At 62.4% G+C, this 26,768-nt stretch carries 24 protein-coding genes and 1 tRNA gene; 21 read left to right on the top strand and 4 right to left on the bottom strand.

The window, feature by feature from the left end:
• Positions 1-3 precede the first annotated feature (3 nt).
• From AC0L2P_RS21465 to AC0L2P_RS21370, 20 genes are all read left to right on the top strand, one after another.
• Positions 4-1,194, top strand: coding sequence for an NADH-quinone oxidoreductase subunit D (locus tag AC0L2P_RS21465; RefSeq protein ID WP_473503777.1), 1,191 nt, complete (start codon positions 4-6; stop codon positions 1,192-1,194).
• A complete protein-coding gene (gene nuoE / locus AC0L2P_RS21460; protein WP_473503775.1) occupies positions 1,195-2,241 on the top strand; it encodes an NADH-quinone oxidoreductase subunit NuoE in 1,047 nt (348 codons plus the stop codon).
• Positions 2,242-2,251: 10 nt separating this feature from the next.
• Positions 2,252-3,556, top strand: a complete 1,305-nt coding sequence (nuoF, locus tag AC0L2P_RS21455; protein ID WP_473503773.1) for an NADH-quinone oxidoreductase subunit NuoF — start codon at positions 2,252-2,254, stop codon at positions 3,554-3,556.
• A gap of 78 nt (positions 3,557-3,634) precedes the next feature.
• Positions 3,635-4,330: an NADH-ubiquinone dehydrogenase gene (locus AC0L2P_RS21450; protein ID WP_473503771.1), complete on the top strand. Its 696-nt coding sequence runs from the start codon at positions 3,635-3,637 to the stop codon at positions 4,328-4,330.
• A gap of 73 nt (positions 4,331-4,403) precedes the next feature.
• Positions 4,404-6,485: an NADH-quinone oxidoreductase subunit NuoG gene (nuoG, locus tag AC0L2P_RS21445; RefSeq protein ID WP_473503769.1), complete on the top strand. Its 2,082-nt coding sequence runs from the start codon at positions 4,404-4,406 to the stop codon at positions 6,483-6,485.
• Positions 6,486-6,487: 2 nt separating this feature from the next.
• Positions 6,488-7,531: an NADH-quinone oxidoreductase subunit NuoH gene (gene nuoH, locus AC0L2P_RS21440; RefSeq protein WP_292663045.1), complete on the top strand. Its 1,044-nt coding sequence runs from the start codon at positions 6,488-6,490 to the stop codon at positions 7,529-7,531.
• On the top strand, positions 7,531-8,022 hold the full coding sequence (gene nuoI, locus AC0L2P_RS21435) for an NADH-quinone oxidoreductase subunit NuoI (protein WP_254818109.1): 492 nt from the start codon (positions 7,531-7,533) through the stop codon (positions 8,020-8,022). The genes nuoH and nuoI overlap by 1 nt, the downstream gene beginning before the upstream one ends.
• Before the next feature lie 119 nt (positions 8,023-8,141).
• On the top strand, positions 8,142-8,762 hold the full coding sequence (locus tag AC0L2P_RS21430) for an NADH-quinone oxidoreductase subunit J (RefSeq protein WP_473503767.1): 621 nt from the start codon (positions 8,142-8,144) through the stop codon (positions 8,760-8,762).
• Position 8,763: 1 nt separating this feature from the next.
• Positions 8,764-9,072, top strand: coding sequence for an NADH-quinone oxidoreductase subunit NuoK (gene nuoK, locus AC0L2P_RS21425; RefSeq protein WP_473503765.1), 309 nt, complete (start codon positions 8,764-8,766; stop codon positions 9,070-9,072).
• Between the two features lie 11 nt (positions 9,073-9,083).
• Positions 9,084-11,057 (top strand): NADH-quinone oxidoreductase subunit L, encoded by a 1,974-nt coding sequence (gene nuoL, locus AC0L2P_RS21420; RefSeq protein ID WP_473503763.1) that lies wholly within the window; start codon positions 9,084-9,086, stop codon positions 11,055-11,057.
• Complete coding sequence (locus AC0L2P_RS21415; RefSeq protein WP_473503761.1) at positions 11,057-12,562, top strand: NADH-quinone oxidoreductase subunit M; 1,506 nt, start codon at positions 11,057-11,059, stop codon at positions 12,560-12,562. The genes nuoL and AC0L2P_RS21415 overlap by 1 nt, the downstream gene beginning before the upstream one ends.
• 18 nt (positions 12,563-12,580) lie before the next feature.
• Positions 12,581-14,017 (top strand): NADH-quinone oxidoreductase subunit NuoN, encoded by a 1,437-nt coding sequence (nuoN, locus tag AC0L2P_RS21410; protein ID WP_473503760.1) that lies wholly within the window; start codon positions 12,581-12,583, stop codon positions 14,015-14,017.
• Positions 14,018-14,021: 4 nt separating this feature from the next.
• Positions 14,022-14,843, top strand: coding sequence for a biotin--[acetyl-CoA-carboxylase] ligase (locus AC0L2P_RS21405; protein WP_473503758.1), 822 nt, complete (start codon positions 14,022-14,024; stop codon positions 14,841-14,843).
• An 85-nt stretch (positions 14,844-14,928) separates the two neighbouring features.
• A complete protein-coding gene (locus AC0L2P_RS21400; protein ID WP_473503756.1) occupies positions 14,929-16,599 on the top strand; it encodes a ribonuclease J in 1,671 nt (556 codons plus the stop codon).
• Positions 16,600-16,696: 97 nt separating this feature from the next.
• Positions 16,697-17,101, top strand: coding sequence for a methylmalonyl-CoA epimerase (gene mce, locus AC0L2P_RS21395; protein WP_473503754.1), 405 nt, complete (start codon positions 16,697-16,699; stop codon positions 17,099-17,101).
• On the top strand, positions 17,098-17,382 hold the full coding sequence (locus AC0L2P_RS21390) for a DUF1467 family protein (RefSeq protein ID WP_292663027.1): 285 nt from the start codon (positions 17,098-17,100) through the stop codon (positions 17,380-17,382). Before mce ends, AC0L2P_RS21390 begins: the two co-directional genes overlap by 4 nt.
• Before the next feature lie 567 nt (positions 17,383-17,949).
• A complete protein-coding gene (proS, locus tag AC0L2P_RS21385) occupies positions 17,950-19,278 on the top strand; it encodes a proline--tRNA ligase (RefSeq protein ID WP_473503752.1) in 1,329 nt (442 codons plus the stop codon).
• Positions 19,275-20,561: a lipoprotein-releasing ABC transporter permease subunit gene (locus AC0L2P_RS21380; protein ID WP_473503750.1), complete on the top strand. Its 1,287-nt coding sequence runs from the start codon at positions 19,275-19,277 to the stop codon at positions 20,559-20,561. The genes proS and AC0L2P_RS21380 overlap by 4 nt, the downstream gene beginning before the upstream one ends.
• Positions 20,558-21,241 (top strand): ABC transporter ATP-binding protein, encoded by a 684-nt coding sequence (locus tag AC0L2P_RS21375; protein WP_254818120.1) that lies wholly within the window; start codon positions 20,558-20,560, stop codon positions 21,239-21,241. Before AC0L2P_RS21380 ends, AC0L2P_RS21375 begins: the two co-directional genes overlap by 4 nt.
• Positions 21,242-21,652: 411 nt before the next feature.
• Entirely contained in the window at positions 21,653-22,918 is a 1,266-nt protein-coding gene (locus AC0L2P_RS21370) for a site-2 protease family protein (protein ID WP_473503748.1), read from the top strand.
• Positions 22,919-22,937: 19 nt separating this feature from the next.
• On the opposite strand, the gene lipB is transcribed toward AC0L2P_RS21370, so the two are convergent.
• Positions 22,938-23,681: a lipoyl(octanoyl) transferase LipB gene (lipB, locus tag AC0L2P_RS21365; RefSeq protein WP_473503746.1), complete on the bottom strand. Its 744-nt coding sequence runs from the start codon at positions 23,679-23,681 to the stop codon at positions 22,938-22,940.
• Positions 23,682-23,961: 280 nt separating this feature from the next.
• Between lipB and AC0L2P_RS21360 the strand changes: the two genes are divergently transcribed.
• Positions 23,962-24,046, top strand: a tRNA-Leu gene (locus AC0L2P_RS21360).
• Positions 24,047-24,203: 157 nt separating this feature from the next.
• Here AC0L2P_RS21360 and AC0L2P_RS21355 read toward each other — a convergent pair.
• The 3 genes from AC0L2P_RS21355 to AC0L2P_RS21345 form a co-directional block, all read right to left on the bottom strand.
• The gene (locus tag AC0L2P_RS21355; protein ID WP_473503744.1) at positions 24,204-24,410 is read right to left on the bottom strand and encodes a hypothetical protein; all 207 of its coding nucleotides are present in this window, start codon (positions 24,408-24,410) and stop codon (positions 24,204-24,206) included.
• Positions 24,411-24,566: 156 nt separating this feature from the next.
• Positions 24,567-25,007, bottom strand: a complete 441-nt coding sequence (locus tag AC0L2P_RS21350; RefSeq protein WP_473503743.1) for an alpha/beta hydrolase — start codon at positions 25,005-25,007, stop codon at positions 24,567-24,569.
• Positions 25,008-25,161: 154 nt separating this feature from the next.
• Complete coding sequence (locus AC0L2P_RS21345; protein ID WP_473503741.1) at positions 25,162-26,187, bottom strand: alpha/beta fold hydrolase; 1,026 nt, start codon at positions 26,185-26,187, stop codon at positions 25,162-25,164.
• Between the last annotated feature and the right edge of the window lie 581 nt (positions 26,188-26,768).

The following is a 26,768-nucleotide window of genomic DNA, read 5'->3' as shown; positions in this document are numbered from 1 at the left end:
AAAATGGCTGAGACTTCCGTTCGCAACTTCAATATCAACTTTGGGCCTCAGCACCCTGCTGCCCATGGTGTTTTGCGGTTGGTTCTCGAACTCGACGGCGAAGTCGTCGATCGCGTCGATCCGCATATCGGGCTGTTGCATCGCGGCACGGAAAAGCTGATCGAGCACAAGACTTATCTGCAGGCTGTGCCCTATCTCGACCGGCTCGACTATTGCGCGCCGATGAACCAGGAGCATGCCTTTGCGCTCGCAGCCGAGCGGCTGCTCGGTATCGAGGTGCCGAAGCGCGGCCAGCTGATCCGCGTGCTTTATGCCGAGCTCGGCCGCATCATGTCGCATATCCTCAACGTGACGACGCAGGCACTGGACATCGGTGCGCTGACGCCGCCACTGTGGGGTTTCGTCGAACGTGAAAAGCTGATGGTGTTCTATGAGCGGGCCAGCGGCTCGCGCATGCACGCGGCCTATTTCCGGCCGGGCGGCGTTCATCAGGATCTGCCGCAGAAGCTGATCGAGGACATCGGCAACTGGATCGACCCGTTCTTGAAGTCGGTCGACGATCTCGACGCGCTTTTGACCGGCAACCGTATCTTCAAGCAGCGCAATGTCGATATCGGCGCCGTCTCGTTGGCGGACGCCTGGGCCTGGGGTTTTTCCGGCGTCATGGTGCGCGGGTCGGGTGCTCCCTGGGACCTGCGCAAATCGCAGCCCTACGAATGCTATGCCGAGCTGGATTTCGACGTTCCGATCGGCAAGAACGGCGACTGTTTCGACCGCTATCTGGTGCGCATGGAAGAGATGCGGCAGTCGGCGAAAATCATGCGCCAGTGCGTCGACCTGTTGCTCGGCAAGGAGGGCAGCGGGCCGGTGTCCAACCTCGACGGCAAGGTGGTGCCGCCGAAGCGCGCGGCGATGAAGCGCTCGATGGAAGCGCTGATCCATCATTTCAAGCTCTACACCGAAGGCTACCGCGTTCCGGCCGGCGAGGTCTATGCCGCGGTCGAGGCGCCGAAGGGCGAGTTCGGCGTCTATCTCGTCTCCGACGGCACCAACAAGCCCTACCGCTGCAAGCTGCGCGCGCCCGGCTTTGCGCATCTGCAAGCCATGGACTTTTTGTGCCGCGGCCACATGTTGGCCGACGTCACCGCCGTTCTCGGCTCCCTCGACATCGTGTTTGGTGAGGTCGATCGCTAAATGTCAGTCCGCCGTCTCGCAGAAGCCAGCCGCCAGCCAGCCTCCTTCGCCTTCAACCGGGCGAATGCGGCGGCGGCGAAGCAGTGGATCAAGAAATATCCGAAGGGGCGCGAGCAATCCGCGATCATCCCCCTGCTCATGCTGGCGCAGGTGCAGGAAGGCTGGGTGACCAAGGCGGCGATCGAGACCATCTCCGATATGCTCGGCATGCCCTATATTCGCGGGCTGGAAGTCGCCACCTTCTATACGCAATACCAGCTCAATCCGGTCGGCACCCGCGCGCACATCCAGGTCTGCGGCACCACGCCCTGCATGCTGCGCGGCTCGGAAGCGCTGATGGATGTGTGCCGCTCGAAGATCCATCACGACCAGTTCCACACCAACGACAAGGGCACGCTGTCGTGGGAGGAGGTCGAGTGCCTCGGCGCTTGCGTCAACGCACCGATGGTGATGATATTCAAGGACACCTATGAGGATTTGACGCCGGAGCGGCTTGCCGAGATCATCGACCTCTATGACGCCGGCAAGGGCGCCACGGTGAAACCCGGACCGCAAAACGGCCGCGTCACCTCAGAGCCGGCCAGCGGCCTGACGACCCTCAAGAGCGAAAAGGCGATCCTGAAGGCGACCCGCGACCGGGAAACCAGGGCGGCGGCCAAGGCCGCGAAGGAAGCTGAGCCGGCGGCTGTCGCGGCGCCGGCCCCGCCAGCCGCGCCTGCACCGGCGCCGGTTGCGCCCTCGAATGCCAGCAAGCCGAAGACCGACGCGGTCGAGACCAGCCCGGCGATGAAATCGCCGTCGGCGACAAAAGTCGCGCCCGCGACGGAAAAGGCAGCGAGTGTGGCAGCGCCTCTGCATTCGGCCGCCAATGCCAACAAGGCCGAGCCCCAGGTCGAGGACGTCTCGAAACAGCGCAAAGGGCCCAAGAACAAGGCCGAGCCGGCGTCTGCTTTCAAAGCGCCGGAGGCCAAGGTCAAAACGGCGAAGACTGCCGCCAAGCCGTCGCCCGGAAACAGGAGCCGGCCGACCGGCAAGAAGCCGGTCTGAGGAACGAGCAATGCTTCAGGACAGAGACCGCATCTTCAACAACATCTACGGCCGCTTCGACAAGTCGCTGGCCGGCGCCTTGGCGCGCGGCGCCTGGGACAACACGCCCGGCATCATTGCCAAGGGGCGCGAGTGGATCGTCAACGAGATGAAGGCCAGCGGCCTGCGCGGCCGCGGCGGCGCCGGCTTTCCGACCGGGCTGAAATGGTCGTTCATGCCCAAGCAAAGCGACGGCCGGCCGAGCTATCTCGTCGTCAATGCCGACGAATCCGAGCCCGGCACCTGCAAGGACCGCGACATACTGCGCCATGACCCGCACACGCTGGTCGAAGGCTGCCTGCTTGCCGGCTTCGCCATGGGCGCGGTCGCCGCCTACATCTATGTGCGCGGCGAGTTCATCCGCGAGCGCGAGGCGCTGCAGCGTGCCATCGACGAGGCCTATGCGGCCAAGCTGATCGGCAAGAACAACACGTCCGGCCATGATTTCGACATCTACATGCATCATGGCGCCGGCGCCTACATCTGCGGCGAGGAAACGGCACTGCTCGAAAGCCTGGAGGGCAAGAAGGGCCAGCCGAGGCTAAAGCCGCCATTTCCGGCCAATGTCGGTCTCTATGGCTGCCCGACGACGGTCAACAATGTCGAGTCCATCGCGGTCGCGCCGACCATCCTGCGCCGCGGTGCCGCCTGGTTCTCGTCCTTCGGCCGGCCCAACAATGTCGGCACCAAGCTGTTCTGCATCTCCGGCCACGTCAACAATCCGTGCACTGTCGAAGAGGCGATGTCGATTCCGTTCCGCGAACTGATCGAGACGCATTGCGGCGGCATTCGCGGCGGCTGGGACAATCTGCTGGCGGTCATTCCGGGCGGCGCCTCAGTGCCGCTGGTGCCGGCCGAGCAGATTATCGACGCGCCGATGGATTTCGACGCGCTGCGCGACCTGAAATCGGGCCTCGGCACGGCGGCTGTCATCGTCATGGACAAATCGACCGATATCGTGAAAGCGATCGCGCGGCTTTCCTACTTCTACAAGCACGAAAGCTGCGGCCAGTGCACGCCCTGCCGTGAGGGTACCGGCTGGATGTGGCGGGTGATGGAACGGCTGGTGCGCGGCGAGGCGCAGAAGCGCGAGATCGACATGCTGCTCGACGTGACCAAGCAGGTCGAGGGCCACACGATCTGCGCGCTGGGCGATGCGGCGGCATGGCCGATCCAGGGCCTGATGCGGCATTTCCGCGGCGAGGTGGAGCGGCGCATCGACGAGTTTTCGCGCAACGCACACCGCGCCGAACCGGTGCTGGCTGCGGCGGAATAGAAGAATTCAAAAAATGCGGGCGAATGCCCGAAATGAGGAAACGAGCGCGGGCAGACGGAAACGACCAGGAGACCACCTATGTCGCTGTTTTCGATACCCGATCATTTGACGCCCGATATGGACCCGTTGTTGAAGATGAAGCAGGACCTGACCACGATGATGCCGAAGGAGATGGCCAATGCCGTCAACCTCCTGGCGCATCCTGTCGCGGGCGCGGCGGCGATGACGGCACTCGGCATCGGCCTTGCTAATCACGCCTTTGGCATCTGGATGGGTGTGCTTTCAGGTGCGGCCGAGACCTCGCAGCGGCTTTGGCAGCCGGTCGCCGACGATTTCGGGGCCCGGACCGAACGCGTTTCCGCGACCGGCAAAAGCTCCTCGACCAAGGCGCGCGCAGCCACCAGAACCCTGATTGCCAAGGCGCAGTCCTTCGCCAACGATGTGACCGACATTGCGATGAGCACCGCAGCACGGAGCTTGGCGGATGCCAACACCGTTGCAGCGGACCCGTCGGCCGGGCTGATGCCGGAGGATTTCAAACAGCCCAAGCCGATGGACCGGCCAGCCGAGCCCGCCGACCTCAAGGCGATATCGGGCATCGGACCGAAACTGGAAAAGGTGCTGAACGGCCTTGGCATCTGGACATACGCCCAGATCGCCGCGTGGACGCCGGAAGAGATCGCCTGGGTCGAGGATTACCTGTCGTTGAAGGGCCGTATCGGCCGTGACGGCTGGATCGGTCAGGCAGCGAGGTTGGCCGAGGCCAAACACTGAATTGAATATCGTGCGCGGTTCCGGCCGCGTCGAAAAGAAAGATTGCGGAACGTCCGCAGGGGTTTGAGGCGAAATGGCAAAGCTCAAGGTCGACGGGAAAGAGATCACTGTACCCGACCATTACACGCTGCTGCAGGCGGCCGAGGACGCCGGCGCGGAAGTGCCGCGCTTTTGCTTCCACGAGCGGCTGTCGATCGCCGGCAATTGCCGCATGTGCCTGATCGAGGTGAAGGGCGGGCCGCCCAAGCCGCAAGCGTCCTGCGCCATGGGCGTACGCGACCTGCGCCCGGGCCCGAACGGCGAGGCGCCGGAAATCTTCACCAACACGCCGATGGTCAAGAAGGCGCGCGAAGGTGTGATGGAATTCCTGCTGATCAACCATCCGCTGGACTGCCCGATCTGCGACCAGGGCGGCGAGTGCGACCTGCAGGACCAGGCGATGGCGTTCGGCGTCGATTCCTCGCGCTACCACGAGAACAAGCGGGCGGTCGAAGACAAGTATATCGGGCCGCTGGTCAAGACGATCATGAACCGCTGCATCCATTGCACGCGCTGCGTCCGCTTTACCACCGAGATTGCGGGCATATCCGAGCTCGGCCTGATCGGCCGCGGCGAGGATGCCGAGATCACCACCTATCTCGAAAGCGCCATGACTTCGGAACTGCAGGGTAATGTCATCGACCTTTGCCCGGTCGGTGCGCTGACCTCCAAACCCTACGCCTTCCAGGCGCGGCCTTGGGAACTGACCAAGACGGAATCCATCGACGTGATGGACGCCGTCGGCTCGGCGATCCGCGTCGACAGCCGGGGCCGCGAAGTGATGCGCATCCTGCCGCGCACCAACGAGGCGGTGAACGAGGAATGGATTTCCGACAAGACCCGCTTCATCTGGGACGGCTTGCGCACGCAGCGCCTCGACCGGCCCTATGTGCGCAAGGACGGCAGACTGGCACCGGCAAGCTGGGCCGAGGCTTTTGCCGCGATCAAGGAAGCGGTATCGAGTGCCGCACCCGAAAAGATCGGTGCCATTGCCGGCGATCTCGCTGCCGTCGAGGAGATCTACGCGCTGAAGCTTCTGATGGCTTCGCTCGGCTCCAAGAACACCGACTGTCGTCAGGACGGTGCCGCACTCGATCCGTCGCTCGGCCGGGCGAGTTATGTCTTCAACCCGACCATCGAAGGCATCGAACACGCCGATGCGGTGCTGATCATCGGCGCCAATCCACGCTATGAGGCGTCCCTGCTCAACGCCCGCATCCGCAAGCGCTGGCGGGCCGGCAATCTGCCGGTCGGCGTCATCGGCGATGTCGGCGATACGCGCTATGATTACGAGCAGCTCGGTGCCGGGCCGGAATCGCTGAAAGATCTCGCCGACGGCAACGGCAAATTCTTCCAGCTGCTGAAGAAGGCGACGCATCCGCTGATCATCGTCGGCCAGGGTGCGCTGGCGCGTCCGGACGGCGCGGCCGTGCTCGGCCAGGCGGCGAAGCTCGCCGTCGCCGTCAATGCCGCAAGAGCCGACTGGAACGGTTTTGCCGTGCTGCACACCGCGGCGGCGCGGGTCGGCGGCCTTGATGTCGGCTTCGTGCCGGGCGAGGGCGGCAGGAATGTCGCCGCCATGCTCGGCGAGACCGACGTGCTGTTCCTGCTCGGCGCCGACGAGATCGACATGGCCAAGACCGGCGGCGCTTTCGTCGTCTATATCGGCACGCATGGCGACAAGGGCGCGCATCGCGCCAACGTCATCCTGCCGGGTGCCGCCTATACCGAAAAATCGGGCACCTTCGTCAACACCGAGGGCCGCGTGCAGCAGACCAACCGGGCCGGCTTCGCGCCCGGCGAGGCGCGCGAGGATTGGGCGATTCTCAGGGCTCTGTCGGATGTGCTCGGCAAGAAGCTGCCGTTCGATTCGCTGCCGCAGCTGCGCGCAAAACTCTATGGCGAATACCCGCATCTCGCCCGCATCGATCATGTCGCTGCCGGCGATCCGGCCGACATCGCCAGGGTGGCGAAGCTCGGCGGGCGGCTGAACAAGGGCACCTTCACCTCGCCGATCAAGGATTTCTACCTGACCAACCCGATCGCGCGGGCTTCCGCGGTGATGGCCGAGTGCTCGGCTTTGGCGAAGAACGGCTTCAGGCAGGCGGCGGAGTAGACATGGACACCTTCTTCTCCTTCTACGTGCTGCCAGCGCTGCTGATCCTTTTGAAGTCGGTCGTGCTGATCGTCGTTCTGTTGATCTTCGTCGCCTATGTGCTTTACGCCGATCGCAAGATCTGGGCGGCCGTGCAATTGCGCCGTGGACCGAACGTCGTCGGTCCGTGGGGCACGCTGCAGGCCTTCGCCGATCTGCTGAAATTCGTCTTCAAGGAGCCGGTCATCCCGTCCGGCGCCAACAAGGGCGTTTTCCTGCTGGCGCCGCTGGTGTCGGCGGTGCTTGCGATCTCCGCCTGGGCGGTGATACCGGTTAATGAAGGCTGGGCGATAGCCAACGTCAATGTCGGCATCCTCTATGTCTTCGCCATCTCCTCGCTCGAAGTCTATGGCGTCATCATGGGCGGCTGGGCGTCCAATTCGAAGTATCCGTTCCTGGGCGCCCTGCGCTCGGCGGCGCAGATGGTGTCCTACGAAGTATCGATCGGCTTCGTCATCGTCACCGTGCTGCTTTGCGTCGGCTCGCTCAACCTGTCCGACATCGTCTTGTCGCAGCAGGACGGGCTGGGCACGCGGCTCGGCCTGCCCAACACCTTCCTCGACTGGCATTGGCTGTCGCTGTTCCCGATGTTCATCGTCTTCTTCATCTCGGCGCTGGCCGAAACCAACCGTCCGCCCTTCGACCTCGTGGAGGCCGAATCGGAACTTGTCGCCGGCCATATGGTCGAATATTCCTCGACGCCGTTCCTGTTGTTCTTCCTCGGCGAATATGTCGCCGTCGTCCTGATGTGCGCGCTGGCCACGATCCTGTTCCTTGGCGGCTGGCTGCCGCCCTTCAACTTCGCGCCGTTCACCTGGGTGCCGGGGCTGATCTGGTTCGTGCTCAAGGTCTGCCTGGTATTCTTCATGTTCTCGATGGTGAAGGCATTCGTGCCGCGTTATCGCTACGACCAGCTGATGCGGCTCGGCTGGAAGGTCTTCCTGCCGATCTCGCTGTTCATGGTGGTCGCCACCGCCGCCTTCCTCAAGATCACGGGGTTTGCGTGATGTCTGCATTATCCCAGGCCGCCAAGTCACTGCTTTTGCAGGATTTCGTCGGCGCTTTCTTCCTGTCGATGCGCCAGTTCTTCGCGCCGAAGGAGACGATCAACTATCCGCATGAGAAGGGGCCGGTCAGCCCTCGCTTCCGCGGCGAACATGCGCTGCGCCGTTATCCGAACGGCGAGGAACGCTGCATCGCCTGCAAATTGTGCGAGGCGATCTGCCCGGCGCAGGCCATTACCATCGAAGCCGGCCCGCGCCGCAATGACGGCACGCGGCGCACCGTGCGCTACGACATCGACATGGTGAAATGCATCTATTGCGGCTTCTGCCAGGAAGCCTGCCCGGTCGACGCCATCGTCGAGGGGCCGAATTTCGAGTTCGCGACGGAAACGCGCGAGGAGCTTTATTACGACAAGGACAGGCTTCTGGCCAATGGCGACCGCTGGGAGCGCGAACTGGCGCGCAACATCTCGCTGGATGCGCCTTACCGCTGATATTTGACGCATGGACGGGGCGAGGGGCCTCGTTTAAGGAACACGCAACTTGCCGACCGGAGGCGGTGGCAAAAAACAGGACGAACGTCCTGTTCGGACAGGAAACCCGGGGGAACCCCATGCTGAGTGGACTAGAGGCGGCCTTTTTCTACCTCTTCGCCTTTGTCGCGGTGGCATCGGCGTTCATGGTCATTTCGGCGCGCAATCCCGTGCATTCGGTGCTGTTCCTGATCCTGACCTTCTTCAACGCCGCCGGCCTGTTCATGCTGACCGGCGCCGAGTTCCTGGCGATGATCCTGCTCGTCGTCTATGTCGGCGCCGTTTTGGTGCTGTTCCTGTTCGTCGTCATGATGCTCGACGTCGACTTCGCCGAAATGAAGGAAGGCGCCCTGCAATATGCACCGATCGGCGCGCTGGTCGGGCTGATCCTAGCGGCGGAGCTGATCGTCGTGCTCGGCGGCTATACATTCGCGCCGAAACTGGCTGTGACGGTCGCCAAGCCCATCCCGGACCTCGCCACGCGCTCCAACACGGCAGCGCTCGGCGACATTCTCTATACGGATTACCTCTATTACTTCCAGGTGGCGGGGCTGGTGCTGCTGGTCGCCATGATCGGCGCCATCGTGCTGACGCTGCGCCACAAGCCGGGCGTCAAGCGGCAGTCGATTGCCGCCCAGGTCGGCCGCACGGCCGCAACCGGAGTGGAAATCCGCAAGGTCAAGACGGGCGAAGGAGTCTGAGATGGTCGTCGGCATCGCGCACTACCTGACCGTATCGGCTATCCTGTTCACGCTCGGCGTGTTCGGCATCTTCCTGAACCGCAGGAACGTCATCGTCATCCTGATGTCGATCGAGCTGATCCTGCTTGCGGTCAACATCAATTTCATCGCCTTCTCGGCGGCGCTCGGCGATCTGGTTGGCCAGGTGTTCGCGCTGTTCGTGCTGACGGTCGCGGCGGCCGAAGCGGCGATCGGCCTTGCCATTCTCGTCGTCTTCTTCCGCAACCGCGGCTCGATCGCGGTCGAAGACGTGAACATGATGAAGGGTTGACGGAACCAAAAATGTATCAGGCCATCGTCTTCCTTCCGCTGCTCGGCTTCCTGATCGTCGGCCTGTTCGGCACGTCGCTCGGCGCCAAGGCTTCCGAATACATCACCTCCGGCTTCCTGGTGATCGCGGCGGTGCTGTCGTGGGTTGCCTTCTTCTCCGTCGGCTTCGGCGGCGGCGAGGTGTTCACCGTGCCGGTGATGCGCTGGATCCAGTCCGGCGGCCTCGAAGCGTCGTGGGCGCTGCGGATCGATACGCTGACCGTGGTGATGCTGGTCGTCGTCAATACGGTGTCGGCGCTGGTCCATATCTATTCGATCGGCTATATGCATCACGACCCGAACCGGCCGCGCTTCTTCGCCTATCTGTCGCTGTTCACCTTCGCCATGCTGATGCTGGTGACCGCAGACAACCTCGTGCAGATGTTCTTCGGCTGGGAAGGCGTCGGCCTTGCCTCCTATCTGCTGATCGGCTTCTGGTACAAGAAGCCGTCGGCCAATGCGGCTGCGATCAAGGCCTTCGTCGTCAACCGCGTCGGCGATTTCGGCTTTGCGCTCGGCATATTCGGCGTGTTCGTGCTGTTCGGCTCCGTCAATCTCGGCACCATCTTCGCCAATGCGGCGACGTTCATTCCGGCCGAAGGCGCGCCGCAAGGTGCGGCCGTGCTGACCTTCCTCGGCTATGCACTCGACAAGCAGGCTGCGATGACGGTCGTCTGCCTGCTCCTGTTCATGGGCGCCATGGGCAAGTCGGCGCAGGTGCCGCTGCACACCTGGCTGCCCGATGCCATGGAAGGCCCGACGCCGGTCTCGGCACTGATCCATGCCGCCACCATGGTGACGGCAGGCGTGTTCATGCTGGCGCGGCTGTCGCCGCTGTTCGAGCTGTCGCATTCGGCACTGACCGTAGTCACCTTCATCGGCGCCTTCACCGCCTTCTTCGCGGCGACGGTCGGCCTCGTCCAGAATGACATCAAGCGCGTCATCGCCTATTCGACCTGTTCGCAGCTCGGCTACATGTTCGTGGCGCTGGGCGTCGGCGCCTATGGCGCGGCGATTTTCCATCTGTTTACCCACGCCTTCTTCAAGGCGCTGCTGTTCCTCGGCTCGGGCTCCGTCATCCACGCCGTTTCCGACGAGCAGGACATGCGCAAGATGGGCGGCCTGAGGACGCTCATCCCGACGACCTACTGGATGATGGTGATCGGCACGCTGGCGCTGACCGGTGTGGGCGTCCCGGTAACGATCATCGGCACGGCCGGCTTCTTTTCCAAGGACGCCATCATCGAAGCGGCGTTCGCTGGCCACAATGCGGTCACCGCGTTTGCCTTCATATTGCTGGTCATTGCAGCCTGCTTCACCTCCTTCTATTCTTGGCGGCTGATCTTTATGACCTTCCACGGCGAGCCGCGGGCCAGCCACGAGGTCATGCACCATGTCCATGAATCGCCGCCGGTCATGCTGGTGCCGCTGTTCATCCTGGCGGCGGGTGCGCTGTTTGCCGGCGTGATCTTCCACGGCGCCTTCATCGGCGAGGGCTATGCCGAATTCTGGAAGGCGTCGCTGTTCACGCTGCCGGACAACCACATCCTGCACGAAATCCACGAAGTGCCGTTGTGGGTCGAGTTGTCGCCCTTCATCGCCATGCTGATCGGCTTTGCGATAGCCTGGCAGTTCTATATTCGCGCGCCGGACCTGCCTCGGAGCGTCGCCGCCAACCATCGCCTGCTCTACGCCTTCCTGCTCAACAAATGGTATTTCGACGAGCTCTACGATTTCCTGTTCGTGCGGCCGGCAAAGCGCCTGGGCCACTTCCTGTGGAAAACCGGCGACGGCACGGTCATCGACGGGCTCGGGCCGGACGGCATTTCGGCGCGCGTCGTCGACGTCACCAACCGGGTCGTCAAGCTGCAGACCGGCTATCTCTACCACTATGCCTTCGCCATGCTGATCGGCGTTGCCGCACTCGTCACCTGGATGATGCTCTGATGACCGCCTGGCCGATCCTATCGCTGGTCACCTTCCTGCCGCTGGTTGGTGTGCTGCTCATCCTGTTCGTGCGCGACGACAGCGAGAACGCGCGCCGCAACATCCGCGCCATCGCGCTGTTCACGACCGCGTTCACCTTTGTGATTTCGCTGTTCATCTGGACCGGCTTCGACAATTCGCAGCCCGGCTTCCAGTTCGTCGAGAAGTTTGCCTGGCTGGATTCCGGCATCTCCTACCATATGGGCGTCGACGGCATCTCCATGCTGTTCGTCATCCTGACTACCTTCCTGATGCCGCTCTGCATCCTCGCTTCGTGGGAATCGATCGAGAAGCGCGTCAAGGCCTATATGATCGCCTTCCTGCTGCTCGAAACGCTGATGCTCGGCGTGTTCTGCGCGCTCGACATCGTCTTGTTCTATGTCTTCTTCGAAGCCGGGCTGATCCCGATGTTCATCATCATCGGCGTGTGGGGCGGCAACCGGCGCGTCTATGCCTCGTTCAAGTTCTTCCTCTACACGCTGGCCGGCTCGGTGCTGATGCTGCTCGCCATCATGACGATGTTCTTCCAGTCCGGCACCACCGACATCCCGACGCTTCTGACGCATAATTTCCCGGCCAATATGCAGACCTGGCTATGGCTTGCCTTCTTCGCGTCCTTCGCGGTGAAGATGCCGATGTGGCCGGTGCACACCTGGTTGCCGGACGCCCATGTCGAGGCGCCGACGGCCGGCTCGGTGATCCTGGCCGCCATCCTGCTCAAAATGGGCGGGTACGGCTTCCTGCGTTTTTCGCTGCCGATGTTTCCGATCGCATCCGAAATGTTCGCGCCGCTGATCTTCACGCTCTCCGTCGTCGCCATCATCTACACCTCGCTGGTGGCGCTGATGCAGGAGGACATGAAAAAGCTGATCGCCTATTCGTCGGTCGCTCACATGGGCTTCGTTACCATGGGCATCTTCGCGATGAACCAGGAAGGCGTCCAGGGTTCGATCTTCCAGATGCTGTCGCACGGCCTGGTCTCCGGCGCGCTGTTCCTCTGCGTCGGCGTTGTCTACGACCGCATGCACACGCGTGACATCGATGCCTATGGCGGGTTGGTCAACAACATGCCGAAATATGCAACCGTGTTCATGATCTTCACCATGGCCAATGTCGGCCTGCCCGGCACCAGCGGCTTCGTCGGCGAGTTCCTGACCATGCTCGGCGTGTTCCGGGTCAACACCTGGGTGGCGTTCTTCGCCGCCACCGGTGTCATCCTGTCGGCGGCCTACGCGCTCTGGCTCTACCGCAAGGTGATTTTCGGCGCCCTCACCAAGGAAAGCCTGAAAGGCTTGCTCGACCTGTCGACGCGCGAGAAGGTGATCATCTATCCGCTGGTCGCGCTGGTCATCTTCTTCGGCGTCTATCCGGCGCCGATCTTCGACGCGACGGCCGAATCGGTCAAGGCGCTCGTTACCAATGTCACCGCATCCATCGGCGCCGCGCAGACCGCGGCGGCGAACTGACTGGGGGTTTTGCGAACCATGACGCCGGACCTTCTCTCCAGCCTGTCGCTCTCGACGCCAGAACTGATCCTCGCCATCGGCGCCTTGGCGCTGTTGATGCTCGGCGCCTATTCGCGCGCCAACACCACCGTCACGGTGAGCGGCCTTGCCGTCGCCGTGCTGGTGGTCGCCTGCGCCTGGCTGATCTTTTCGCCGGGGCAGGGCAACGCCTATGGCGAAGCCTTCATCCAGGATCCATTCGCCCGCTTCATGAAGGTGTTGGCGCTGATCGGCTCGGCGGTGACGCTGGTCATGTCGGTCCGCTTTGCCCAGGCGGAACGTTTCGACAAGTTCGAATATCCGGTGCTGATCCTGCTCTGCACGCTCGGCATGCTGCTGATGATCTCGGCCAACGGCATGATCGGGCTCTATCTCGGCCTCGAGCTGCAGTCGCTGGCGATCTACGTGCTGGCGGCGATCAACCGCGACAATCTGCGCTCGACCGAGGCCGGGCTGAAGTATTTTGTCCTCGGCGCACTGTCGTCGGGCATGCTGCTCTACGGCATCAGCCTCGTCTACGGCTACACCGGTAATACAGGTTTCCAGGAGATAGCCACCGCACTCGGTAGCGGCGAACGGCAGCTTGGCCTCGTCTTCGGCCTGGTTTTCGTGCTGGCCGGCCTTGCCTTCAAGATCTCGGCGGTGCCGTTCCATATGTGGACGCCCGACGTGTATGAAGGTGCGCCGACGCCGGTGACGGCCTTTCTGGCGGCGGCGCCGAAGATGGCGGCGATGGCGCTGATGGTGCGCGTCACCATGGGCGCCTTCAAGCCGATCGCCGCCGACTGGCAGCAGATCATCGTCTTCATCTCGATCGCCTCGATGGCGCTTGGCGCCTTCGCGGCCATCGGCCAGACCAACATCAAGCGGCTGATGGCCTATTCCTCCATCGGCCATATGGGTTATGCGCTGGTCGGCCTTGCCGCCAACAGCCAGGACGGCGTGCGCGGCGTCGCCATCTACATGCTGATCTATCTGGTGATGACGCTCGGCACCTTCGCCTTCATCCTCGCCATGCGGCGCAAGGAGGGCAATGTCGAACAGATCAGCGATCTCGCCGGCCTGTCGGCGACCAATCCTATCATGGCCACGATCCTCACCATCCTGATGTTCTCACTGGCCGGCATTCCACCGCTGGCCGGCTTCTGGGGGAAATGGTACGTGTTCCTCGCCGCCATCAACGCCAATCTCTACGCGCTGGCGATCATCGGCGTACTGGCCTCTGTGGTGGGCGCCTATTATTATCTGCGCATCATCAAGATCATGTGGTTCGACGAACCGGTCGGCGGCTTCGTGCCGATGGCGAGCGAACTGCGCGTCGTGCTCGGTGTCTGCGGCGCCTTCGTGCTGTTCTACGTGCTGATCGGCGGCCCGATCGGAACCTACGCGGCAGCCGCGGCCAAGACCTTCTTTTGACGGAATGACGTTCAGGCTGGCTCCAAGCGCGGCTTCGGAAGGGTTCCGGCTCGAGGCGCACGATACGGTCGGCTCCACCAATGCGCTGGCGCTGGAGCACGCGCGGGGCGGCGATCCGGGCAAACTCTGGGTCGTCTCAAAAAAGCAGGAAGCCGGGCGTGGCCGCCGTGGCCGCGCCTGGGCGACGCCCGAGGGCAATCTGGCAGCGACGCTGCTGGTGATCACCCACACCGAGCTTCGACTTGCCGCGACGCTCGGCTTCGTTGCCGGACTGGCGCTGGCCGACGCGCTCGACGCCGTCGTGCCGAAGGGCAGGATCGCGATCGGCCTCGATGGTGCGAGCCAAGGCAAGAACCGTTTCGAGCTGAAATGGCCGAACGATGTGCTTGCCTCGGGCGCCAAGCTTGCCGGCATCCTGCTGGAATCGGCGATGCTGGATGGCGACCGTTCGGCGGTGGCTGTCGGCATCGGCGTCAACGTGGTGGCATACCCTGAGGATTTGCCCTATCCAGCGACGTCGCTCAATGCGCTGGGGTCTGCTTGCGACGCCGAGACGCTGTTTCTGGCGCTGTCGGATGCATGGAGCGAGAATGCCCGGCTGTGGAACGAAGGGCGCGGGCTTGCCGCCGTCAGGCGGCGCTGGCTGGCGCGTGCGGCGGGGCTTGGCGGGCAGGTTGCTGTCAGAATTGACGGTAATGTGGTGCGCGGCACCTTCGAGACCATTGACGAGGACTGCCGTTTCGTGATCCGCGACGATCAAGGTTCGGTTCTGACGATCGCTGCCGGCGACGTGCATTTCGGCGCGGTTGCCTCGGCCGGCGTTTGACTGGCCAAGACGTTTGACTGGCCAGGTATTTGACCGGCTTGAATTTGACCGGCGCACAATTTTGACCGGCAAGGAAGGAAAGACCATGGCGACAGCGGAAAAGGCCGAACTTGTGTTCGTGCCGCTCGGCGGTGTCGGCGAGATTGGCATGAACTTCGCCCTCTACGGCTATGGGCCGGCCAATGCGCGCGAATGGATCGTCGTCGACGTCGGCGTTACTTTTCCCGATGCAACCCTGCCCGGCGTTGACCTGGTACTGCCCGACGTCCGCTTCGTCGAGGAGAATGTCGCCAATCTGCGCGGCATTATCATCACTCATGCGCATGAGGACCATTACGGCGCGTTGCACGATATCTGGCCGAAGCTCAAGGCGCCGGTCTGGATGACCCCTTTCAGCGCCGGCCTGCTGGAAGCCAAGCGGCAGGGCGAGCAAGGGGCGCCGAAGATCCCGGTGACGATCTACCGGGCCGGCGAGAAATTCACCGTCGGCCCGTTCGAGATCGAGGCTATCCCCGTCGCGCACTCCATTCCCGAACCGATGTCGCTGGCGATCACCACGCCGGCTGGCGTCGTCATCCATACCGGCGACTGGAAGATCGATCCGGCGCCGACGGTCGGGCCGATGACCGACGAGGCGCGCTTCCGCGCCTATGGCGACAAGGGCGTGCTGGCGCTGATCTGCGATTCCACCAATGCGATGCGGGAAGGGGATTCACCGTCCGAAGTGGCGGTGGGCGAGGGCCTCAAGAGCGTCATCCAGAACGCCAAGGGCCGTGTCGCCGTCAGCAGCTTCTCGTCCAATGTCGGGCGCATCGTCTCCATCGCCAAGGCAGCGCGGGATGCCGGCCGCCAGTGCCTGGTGCTTGGCCGCTCGATGAAGCGCGTCATCGATGTGGCTGATGAACTCGGTTATATGGACGGCTTGCCGGAATTCATCGCCGAGGAGGATTACGGCTTCATCCCGCGCGAGAACCTCGTCATCATCTGTACCGGCAGCCAGGGCGAGCCGCTTGCCGCACTCGCCAAGCTGTCGCGCGACGAGATGAAGTCGGTGGCGCTGACGGCGGGCGACACGGTGGTGTTTTCCTCGCGCACCATTCCCGGCAACGAGAAGGCGATCCTCGAAATCAAGAACCGCCTGATCGATCTCGGCATCAAGATCATCGAGGACGGCGATGCGCTGGTACATGTCTCCGGCCATCCGCGCCGCAGCGAACTGCGCAAGATGTATGAATGGGTGCGGCCGCAGATCGGCGTTCCCGTGCATGGCGAAGCGGCGCATCTGGTGGCGCAGGGCTCGCTTATGTCGACGTCCGGCATTGGCCAGGTGGCGCAGGTGCGCGACGGGGACATGCTCAGGCTGTATCCGGGTGCCGCTGTCATCATCGACCAGGTGCCATTCGGCCGCATCTACAAGGACGGAAGGCTGATCGGCAGCGACCAGGCGATGGGCATTCGCGACCGTCGCAAGCTGTCCTTTGCCGGCCATGTCGCCGTCAACGTCGTACTCGACGACAAGTACGAGCTCGCCGGCGATCCCGATCTCGTCGCCATCGGCGTCGCCGTGGCCGACGGCAGCGGCGAGAGCCTGGAAGATATGATGATCGATGCGGCAATCGGCGCTGTGGACTCCATCCCCCGCCAGCGCCGAAAAGACCTCGACCTGGTCCAGGAGGCGGTGCGGCGCGCGGTGCGCGGCGCGGCCAACGAAGCCTGGGGCAAGAAGCCGCTGGTGACGGTGTTCGTCACGAGATAAGGGAGTAGGGCAGTAAGGGAGTAGGGAAAGTAGATGGCTGCACCGCCTTTCTCCCTACTCCCCTACTCCCTTACTCCCCTAACTTTCGGAGCACTCTATGCTCGGACGCCTCAACCATGTCGCGCTTGCCGTGCCGGATCTGGCTGCGGCTGCGGCGGTCTATCGCGATACGCTTGGCGCCCGCGTGAGCGCGCCGCAGGCGCTGCCGGAGCATGGCGTTACGGTGGTGTTTGTCGACGTCGGCAACACCAAGATAGAGTTGCTCGAGCCACTCGGCGAAGCCTCGCCGATCGCGGGATTCCTCGAGAAGAATCCATCCGGCGGCATGCACCATGTCTGCTATGAGGTGGACGACATCGTTGTGGCGCGCGACCGTCTCAAGGCCAGCGGCGCTCGCGTGCTGGGCGACGGCAATCCGAAGACCGGCGCGCATGGCAGACCGGTATTGTTTCTGCACCCCAAGGATTTCTTCGGCACGCTGGTCGAACTGGAGCAAGCATGAGCTGGGTTTCGTTTGTCGCCCTGTTCTTCGCCACATGGTGGGTAGTGTTGTTCGCCGTCCTGCCGTTCAGCATGCGGACGCAGGACGAGGACCAGGACGTGACGCTTGGCACGGTTCCCAGCGCACCGCGTGGGCCGCATATGTTGCGCGCGGCGCTGCGCACGACAATTGCCACGCTGGTCCTCATGGGCATCTTCTACGGCATCACGAGAGGGCTTGGCCTCGGTATCGACGACATCCCGCACATCGTGCCGGATTTCAACCAGAGCCCCGCGCATTAGCCGGCTACCCAATGTCCGGCTATCCAAGCTACGCCGACCTTGACATCAAGCTGAGCCGTCAAGGTCAACCCAAGTAAAAGCCGGGGCGGGTTCGGGCTGACGTAACGTCATGTAGTTTGGCAATCTGTCGTGCTAACCAGATGATTGCACAAAAAAAATGCAAGGCGCGAGGCCTTGCAATTTAAACGCGTCCGATCTGTTTCCGGTGTCCGGCGGCAGCGAGTTACCGCGCCTAGATCGCATCCTCCCAAGACTTTGACCGCGTAGGAGGGCAGATTTTTCTCCACCCTCTCGGTTATCGGGGCACACTAGCCTAAGGCAGGTGAAAATGTCACGAAGAATTTTGCCCGGAAACAAGCAATCTCGTGCTGCACTGCACAATACTACGGCAGGCGTTGCTTGCGAAACGACCAGCCGGCCGCATGCGGCAATCGCAACGCCGTGCAGCGCCATTTCGACGCCCCGAGGCCGGGTTTCCATTCCGCCATGAAATGGCTATGAAGCCGGGGCAAGCAAGCCAGCGCTGCGCCGATTCCGGTGCCGCCATTCTCTCTCACGGACCAGTCCATGCGTTTGTCGCGCTATTTCCTGCCCATCCTCAAAGAAAATCCGCGCGAGGCCGAGATCGTCTCACATCGGCTGATGCTGCGCGCCGGCATGATCCGCCAGCAGGGGCAGGGCAGCTTTTCCTGGCTGCCGCTCGGCAAGCGGGTGCTGGACAAGGTCTGCCGGATCATTCGCGAGGAGCAGAATCGCGCCGGCGCGCTCGAAATCCTGATGCCGACCATCCAATCGGCCGAGCTGTGGCGCGAAAGCGGCCGCTATGAAGACTACGGCAAGGAGATGCTGCGCATCAAGGACCGGCAAGACCGCGATATGCTCTACGGGCCGACCAACGAAGAGATGGTCACCGAGATCTTCCGCTCGTATGTCAAGTCCTACAAGGACCTGCCGCTCAACCTCTATCATATCCAGTGGAAGTTTCGCGACGAGGTGCGCCCGCGCTTCGGCGTCATGCGTTCGCGCGAGTTCCTGATGAAGGACGCCTATTCCTTCGACCTCGATTATGAAGGCGCCAAGGCCGCCTATAACCGCATGTTCGTGTCCTATCTCAGGACGTTTACACGCATGGGGCTGCAGGCGATTCCGATGCGCGCCGACACCGGGCCGATCGGCGGCGACCTCAGCCACGAATTCATCATCCTGGCCGACACCGGCGAGAGCCAGGTGTTTTGCCATCGCGATTATCTCTCGCTTGATGTGCCGGGCGCGGATACCGACTTTTCGAACGACGCCGAGATCGCCGAGATCGTCAAGACGTGGACGACGCCCTATGCCGCCACCGACGAGATGCATGACGAGGCGGCATGGGAGAAGCTCTCCGAAGCCGACAAGGTCTCGGCGCGCGGCATCGAGGTGGGGCATATTTTCCATTTCGGCGACAAATACTCCAAGCCGATGGGCGCCAAAGTGACCGGGCCGGACGGCAAGGATCATTTCGTGTCTGGCGGTTCCTACGGCATCGGCCCGTCGCGGCTGGTCGCGGCGATCATCGAGGCCAGCCATGACGACAACGGCATCATCTGGCCGGAAGCGGTGGCGCCGTTCGACATCGGCCTGATCAACATGAAGGCTGGCGATACCGAATGCGACCACGTCTGCGGCGAGCTGAATGCCGCCTTTGCCGCCGCCGGCAAGGAGGTGCTCTACGATGACACCGACCAGCGGCCGGGCGGCAAGTTCGCCACCGCCGACCTGATAGGACTTCCCTGGCAGGTGATCGTCGGGCCGCGCGGCGTCGCCGCCGGCGAAGTCGAGATCAAGAACCGCAGGACGGGCGAGCGCGAGACGCTGCCGATCGGCGACATGAAAAAGCGTTTCGGTGCCGCCGCATGAACGAAGCGGCAGCAACCAAACCTTCGGCGGCAGGACCCTTTTCCGGCTTCGAGCGCATGGTGGCGTGGCGCTATCTGCGTTCGCGCCGCAAGGAGACGGTGATCTCGGTGATCGCCTCGATCTCCTTTCTCGGCATCATGCTGGGCGTCGCCACGCTGATCGTCGTCATGGCGGTGATGAACGGCTTTCGCGCCGAACTGCTGACGCGCATCCTTGGCGTCAACGGCCACCTGATCGTGCAGCCGCTCGACATGCCGCTGGAGGACTATGCGCAGGTCGCCGGCCGCATCAACGGCGTGCCCGGCGTCAAATACGCCATTCCGCTGATCGACGGGCAGGTGCTGGCGCAAGGCAATGTCGGTGGCGGCACCGGCGCGCTGGTGCGCGGCATACGCGGCGAAGATCTCGGCAAGATCACCATCGTCGCCAACAACATCAAGGCGGGCTCGATCGTCGGCTTCGACACCGGCGAGGGCGTCGCCATCGGCAGCCGCATGGCCGAAAATCTCGGCCTTGTGCTTGGCGATACGATCACGCTGATCTCGCCCGAGGGCGACGTCACGCCGCTGGGCACGACGCCGCGCATGAAAGGCTATCCGATAACCGCGATCTTCGAGGTCGGCATGTCGGAATATGACAGCTCCATCGTCTACATGCCGTTTTCGGAAGCGCAGCTTTATTTCAACATGGACGGCAGGGCGCAGACGATCGAGATCTACGCCGACAATCCCGACAATATCGACGCGCTGAAGCCGAAGGTCGAAGAGGCGGCGCAGCGGCCGATCAGCCTTGTCGATTGGCGGCAACGCAACAAGACGTTCTTCGACGCGCTGCAGGTCGAGCGCAACGTCATGTTCATGATCCTGACGCTGATCGTGCTGGTGGCGGCGCTCAACATCATTTCGGGGTTGATCATGCTGGTCAAGGACAAGGGCCACGACATTGCCATCCTGCGCACCATGGGCGCGACGCGCAGTGCGATCCTGCGCATCTTCCTAATGACGGGCGCTGCGATCGGCGTTGTCGGCACCATCGCCGGCGTGCTGCTCGGCGTTCTGATCTGCCTCAACGTCGAGCGCATCCGCCAGTTCTTCTCCTGGCTGGCCAACGAACGGCTGTTCAATCCCGAGCTTTATTTCCTCAGCCAGTTGCCGGCCCGCATGGATGCCAGCGAGACGATTTCGGTCGTTCTCATGGCTTTGGCGCTGTCGTTCCTGGCGACCCTGGTTCCGGCGTGGCGCGCGGCCAGGCTCGATCCGGTCGAAGCGCTGAGGTACGAATGATGGCCGAGGCCATTATCGAGCTGAAGAGCGTCGAGCGGCACTATGTGCAGGGGCCGCGCAAGCTGACCATCCTGAACGGCGCCGATTTTTCGCTGAAGCGTGGCGAGATGGTGGCGCTGGTGGCGCCGTCGGGCACCGGCAAGTCGACGCTGCTCCACACCGCCGGGCTGCTGGAGCGGCCGGACGCCGGCGACGTGATCCTGGCGGGGCGCGCCTGCGGCCGGCTTTCCGATGATGAGCGCACGGCGATCCGCCGCAACGACGTCGGCTTCGTCTATCAGTTCCATCATTTGCTGCCTGAATTCTCGGCGTTGGAAAACATCATGATGCCGCAGCTGATAAAAGGGCTGCCGCGCAAGGAGGCGGCCGAGCGGGCGGCGCAATTGCTCGACTATATGCAGATCGGCAAACGGGCGCAGCATCGCCCTTCCGAACTCTCCGGCGGCGAGCAACAGCGCGTCGCCATAGCGCGTGCCGTCGCCAATGCGCCGCTGGTGCTTTTGGCCGACGAGCCGACCGGCAATCTCGACCCGGTGACCGCTTCCTATGTGTTTGAGGCGCTGGCAGCGCTGGTCCGGCAATCGGGCCTGGCGGCGCTCATCGCCACCCACAACCATGAGCTCGCCTCGCGCATGGACCGTCGCGTGACGCTGGCCGACGGCAAGGTCGTGCCGCTTTAGGGTACGTCCATATTCAGCAGTGACGGCCTGCGAACTGGCAGAAGCTGTCCCGCCGCTTTCCATGGGCGCTGTCGGCGCGAAGCGGTCGGCAATCTCCCTCTCAACCTTTTCTTAACCCTGCCAAAATGACCGCGCGCAATTCTGGTCATCCCGGGATTCCGGTCGTTGACATTCGAACAAAATTAGAACAAAATACGAACATACTAACAACAGGAGAGAGTTATGACCGATCTTGTTCAGGATGTCGTGTCGCTCGTTTGCATGAGCACCTTCCTCATTTCCATGGCGATCTGGATCGGCGCGATGTAGGCTTGGGCGCGTTTGCGCCGGCAGGCAGAAGGCGTCGCGCCCGTTAAGCGTTTCTTGCCGCCATGACGCTAGGGTGCCCTGAAGTTCAGGGAGTGTTGCCCAGTGTCCCCCATCGTGACGGCCATCCTCGCGGCCTGCAATCTCGGTCTGATCTTTCTGCTGCTGACCGCGCCGCTCGGTGTCCGCACGGTCAGGCTCAGCCGGGTGATCGCGGCCGACCGGCGCCTGCTCTGGCAGGCGCTGTGGCCGTTCGGAGACAATGCCGGCTGGTCGGGCGAGATATTGTCCGCCGAGGCGCTTGAAGAGCAAGGTGCGACACGGATCAGGCTTTCCTGGGAAGGGCGCGACGGCCAGCCGATCGAGCGCAAGATCGCGCTGGAGGGTATCGTGTTCGAAGATGTCAGGGGTGGCAGCCGGTTTTCGATGCGTGTCCTCGACGACACCTCGCTCGACGCCTCGTTCTGGGCGCACTATCGCGAAACCACCGAGCTCGTGCCGGTGGGCGAGGGCACGCGGGTGACGCTGACGCGGACCGATCGCTATCGCGGCGTCGCCTTTCTCGTCTTTCGCTATTTCGCCATGCGTCGCGAACTCGGCAAGCTGGATATCTGGGCCAGGACCGGACGCTACCGCAAAGGCGGCTGGTTCGAGCACCCGCTCGGCCAAGTCGGGTTTGCCGTCCTTTCGGCATTCATCCTGTGGCCGTTTTTCGGCCTCAATTTCGGCGGGCTGGCGCTGGCCGCGATCCTGACATCGGTGGTCGCCCTGCACGAGCTTGGCCACGTGGCGGCGTTCCGGCTGACAGGGCACCGCACGGCGCGGATGATCTTCGTCCCGCTGCTCGGCGGCGTCGCCATGGGCGGCAGGCCTTATGACAGCCGCTTCGAAGTGGCATTCGTGGCGCTGATGGGCGCCGGCTTTTCCGCCTTCCTGGTGCCGGTCCTGATTGCCGCCAGCGCGCTTGCCGGCGGCGAGGGGCATCGACTTGCCGCCATGTTGCTGGCGACGCTGGCCGGCTGTGCCGCGCTTTTCAACATCGCCAACCTGGTGCCGGTGTGGAAATTCGACGGCGGCCAGGTGCTGCGCCAGATCTGCCCCGGGCCGATCGCGTTGGCGCTGGCTTCGTTCTTCCTGCTCTTTGCCTTGCTGGCGCTCGGGCGGCAGGCCGGCTTTTCCTCCAGCTTCCTACTTGTCGCGGGCGCCGTCTTCTCGATCCTCAGCCTGCTGACCATGGGCAGCGGGGTAAAACCGCGCCACGAGCTTAAGCCGATCCGCACCTTCGATCGCTTTGCCATGGCCGGTGCGCTGCTGGCGGTGTTCGCCATCCACGGCTACGGGGTCTTGTGGGCGTCCGCGCAACTGCTTTGAGCCGGCGCCGCTGATGGGCTCAGCCGGCCCTGCGGCCGGTTTCGACAGGCGACACTGCGGCGGGCCCGAACACGTCCTCGAAAGCGGATTTCAGGGCCAGGTCGAGGTCGGCCATGGTTACGGGAAGGCCGAGATCGACAAGGCTGGTGACGCCGTGATCCTGGACGCCGCACGGCACGATGCCGCTGAAATGGCTGAGGTCCGGCTCGACATTGATGGCGATGCCATGAAAGCTCACCCAGCGCCTCAGCCTGATGCCGATGGCTGCGATCTTGTCCTCGGCCGCCGAGCCGTCGGGCAAAGCGGGGCGGTCCGGCCGCACCACCCAGACGCCGACGCGGTCCTCGCGGCGTTCGCCGCTTACGTTGAAGGCGGCCAGCGTGCCGATGATCCATTGTTCGAGTGCCGCGACGAAGGCGCGGACATCCTCGCGCCGCCGCTTCAGGTCGAGCATCACATAGGCGACGCGCTGGCCCGGCCCATGATAGGTGTATTCGCCGCCGCGCCCGGCGGCAAAGACCGGGAAACGGTCCGGCTCGATCAGGTCCTCGATGCGGGCGCTGGTGCCGGCTGAGTAGAGCGGCGGGTGCTCGACCAGCCAGACCATCTCGCCGGCGGCGCCGCTGCGGATTTCCTCGGCGCGCGCCTCCATGACTGCGAGCGCATCGGGGTAGGCGATGAGCCCGGGCTCGATGCGCCATTCGACCGGCGCCGAGCCGGGCAAGGGCAGGAACGACGTGGCGATCTGGCTGCGTTCTGTCATGATATCTCGTCTCGCCACTCATATGGCGGCAATCGGTACAAACGTCCAGTTCCGCCACGCTCGGCGCTTTACAGACTTAAAGCGCGTCGCGCTCGACCGGCCTCATGCGACGCGCTTTAAGTTCCTGTTTTGATGCATGTCGTTATCGCAAAACCGCTGCACACTTTTGCGCGACATGCATTGCGCCGATGTCCGGCCGATTATTGCTGGCCGCGCACTTGTTTCACCGGAAACGATTTGCTACACGCCGCGGGCCGGTTGGTTCCGGCTCCTACCACGTGCGGTCGTGGCGGAATTGGTAGACGCGCAGCGTTGAGGTCGCTGTGGGGCAACCCGTGGAAGTTCGAGTCTTCTCGACCGCACCATTCAAATTCGAAAGCGGAATCTCTTACCCGTTGAATTCGAGCACGGCAGGGAGCGTCCTTGTCGGGCACGTGATTTTTTGCGTGATTGCGATCGCGAGGTTGGCCCATGCGAAGGGGCCATCGGTCGGCATGGCCATCTGTCGATAGGTGCACATGATTATTCGCGCACCAGGGGTCCGGTCGCCCACCAGATCACCGACACAATAATGATCGATGCGTGCCCGTCCACGGCGCAGTGCCAGCCAGTGAACACCGATCCGTACAGGATCAGGGCTGCAAAGGTCCCACCCAGAACGCCCAGCGCCTCGACGAGCGATCCCTCGTCGCTGACGAGAGAGCTGCTAACTCTCTCCCAGCCGTTCATTCTCGCCTCTTCGCAATGAATGTCATAAGACAAGCGCGTCGCGTTCGACCGGCCTGATGCGACGCGCTTAGGTTCTTGTTTTTGCACACGTCGTTGTCCCAAACCGCTGCACACCCCTCGGGTCAAGCCCGAGGGCATGCTTTTGCCCGACATGCATTAATGTTGTTTGGGCGAACGGTGTCCGAAGCGGGAGGGCAATCTCGTCTGCTTTGGCGACCTCATAACTGCCGCCGCCCGTGGCGTCGCCGGCCCTTGCCACTGCTGCTGCGCGGCGACCGTAGACTGTGGGGCCTCCATCTGCCCAATGCACTCGGTCCTCAGCTTGCGTCTGGGGTTTGCCAGGAAATCGGCCACGATTTCCGATCCGCAAGGATCGGAGTCGATCACATCGTGCCCAATTCCCCGAGGAACGACCACTTGCCCAAGAGGAAGGCTTTTGGCCGCACGATATGCCCAGTCGGTGGGTGTTGCCGGATCATATTCTCCCGACAGCAACAGGGTGGGAACGTTCGATCGGCGTGGATGCGTTTGCACGACTGTCGCTCGTTCAGGAAACCAAGCGGGCACACCCAAGCATAATCGGCTTCTCCAATCCATTTCGCCCAGTATTCCTGTCGCCGGTCGGACGGCTCGGATCCGTTGGTTTCGGAGCAAGTGACCGAAAAATCCATACCTTGGGAAATCTCAATATCGTCGCCCTCGAAGACCATGTCCGCGAGCGGCCTAAAATCGTGTTTGTAAGTTCTCTCGATTATCTCCGGCAGATTTTCGATAGCGTCGCAATCATAGAATGATCCGAATATGAGTTCGAGAAAATCGGCGCCAGAGACATATCTGTAGTGCAAAGGAGTGTTTTCTTTATCTGCGCTCCGCAAAAGCACCGGCTGTTTGTCCAATTGCTTGCGATGACTTGCACAGCATTTGCTAGCCCACGCATGCAGTCTCGTGATTTTTGGCAATCTCGTTCCAGAAGCTTCAAGGAACGATCCAGATTTCGCCCGTCTTCCTTCAGGTAGTCGATGTCGAGGGGAAGAACGGAATCCAGAATGCTCGCGGAGACGCCCTCTGGGTGCTCGTTCATCACTTGCAGCGCGAGCCTCGTGCCGTATGAGACGCCATAAAGGACCCATTTCTTTATTCCAAGGGCGTTCCGGATGTCGTCGACGTCCGCTGCGTTTTCGACCGTATTGTAGGCGGAAAGATCAATGCCCTTTGCTAACAGTGCACTTCGGCACGCAAGGACCTCATCTTTCATGAGCTTGTCGAAGCTGATCTCCGCATCGACGCTTAACGAAACGGCGTTCCAGTGATCGGCTTTGAAATATTGCGAACAGTCGAGCGCCGGGATCGACTTTCCTATTCCACGCTGGTCGACCACGACCACTCGGCGCCCGATCATCCAACTTTGAGCACTGATGAAGTGCCACCATTCCTCGATTTGGTTTCGGTTGCCGATGTCGGTGGGCTGGCCAGGGCCGCCCGTGAGAAACACAATGGGCCCATGCCGCTCGCGGTCCGGTTCGAAGACCACCACCGACAGGGTGATTTCGGTATCAGAAGTCTTTTTGCGGTTCTCAGGCACGTTGACGGTGCCACAGGTCATAGTACGGTCCTGCGGAATTTCGAACCAACAATTCGTTTTCTTGAACTCTCCTGCGTAGAGATCGCCACTCCATGCGGAAACGAGAAATACAGCTGACGCGACCTTAAAGAAAAGAAGTCGATCCAGCTTGATGAACATATGTCGGAAAAACGTCTGCACGTTACCCTCCGCCATGAAGCAAAGCCTGAGGTGTTCGTAGGTCGCTCAGCTACTGAGCTTGAGCCTCAGCGCGGTCACACCTAGCTGCCGCGGACCAACCGGCGGTTGGTCAGCGGCGGTACCATGGCTGTATTATCGGTGCTTCTCGACGAAAGCCTTGCAGGCGGGTGACAGCTGCTCGATCATGCTTTGAAGGTCGCATTTGCCGATCGGTGTCATTGAGCAAAGCCGTTTGTAGTCACGGTTGCATTCCTTGCCCTGGAGATTTTTGAAAGATTTTGCCTCGGCGGCAATCGGGCTCAACAGTATCCCCGAGCAAATCAACGCGAGGCTGACAAACAGATGCCCCCTCATAAACCCCTCCAATTATTGATAGTTATTATTAGCAGTAATAAAATTAGAATACTCTAATTCTAAACCTGCGGCAACGGCAGTTCGCGAGTCGTCTGGGATTCCGTGCGTTGCGGATGGAGCGGCCGATTCTCAGGTCATCGTGCCGTCGCTCGATCTTTTATGATTTGACCACGATCTCTCCGGAAAACCGGTTTCCCCTTTTCAGGATCATGGTCTAGACGTGACAGCCACCTTATCCGGAA

It is taken from the genome of Mesorhizobium sp. WSM4836, from assembly GCF_055811815.1.
This window is presented reverse-complemented; position numbering and strand designations above follow the sequence as displayed.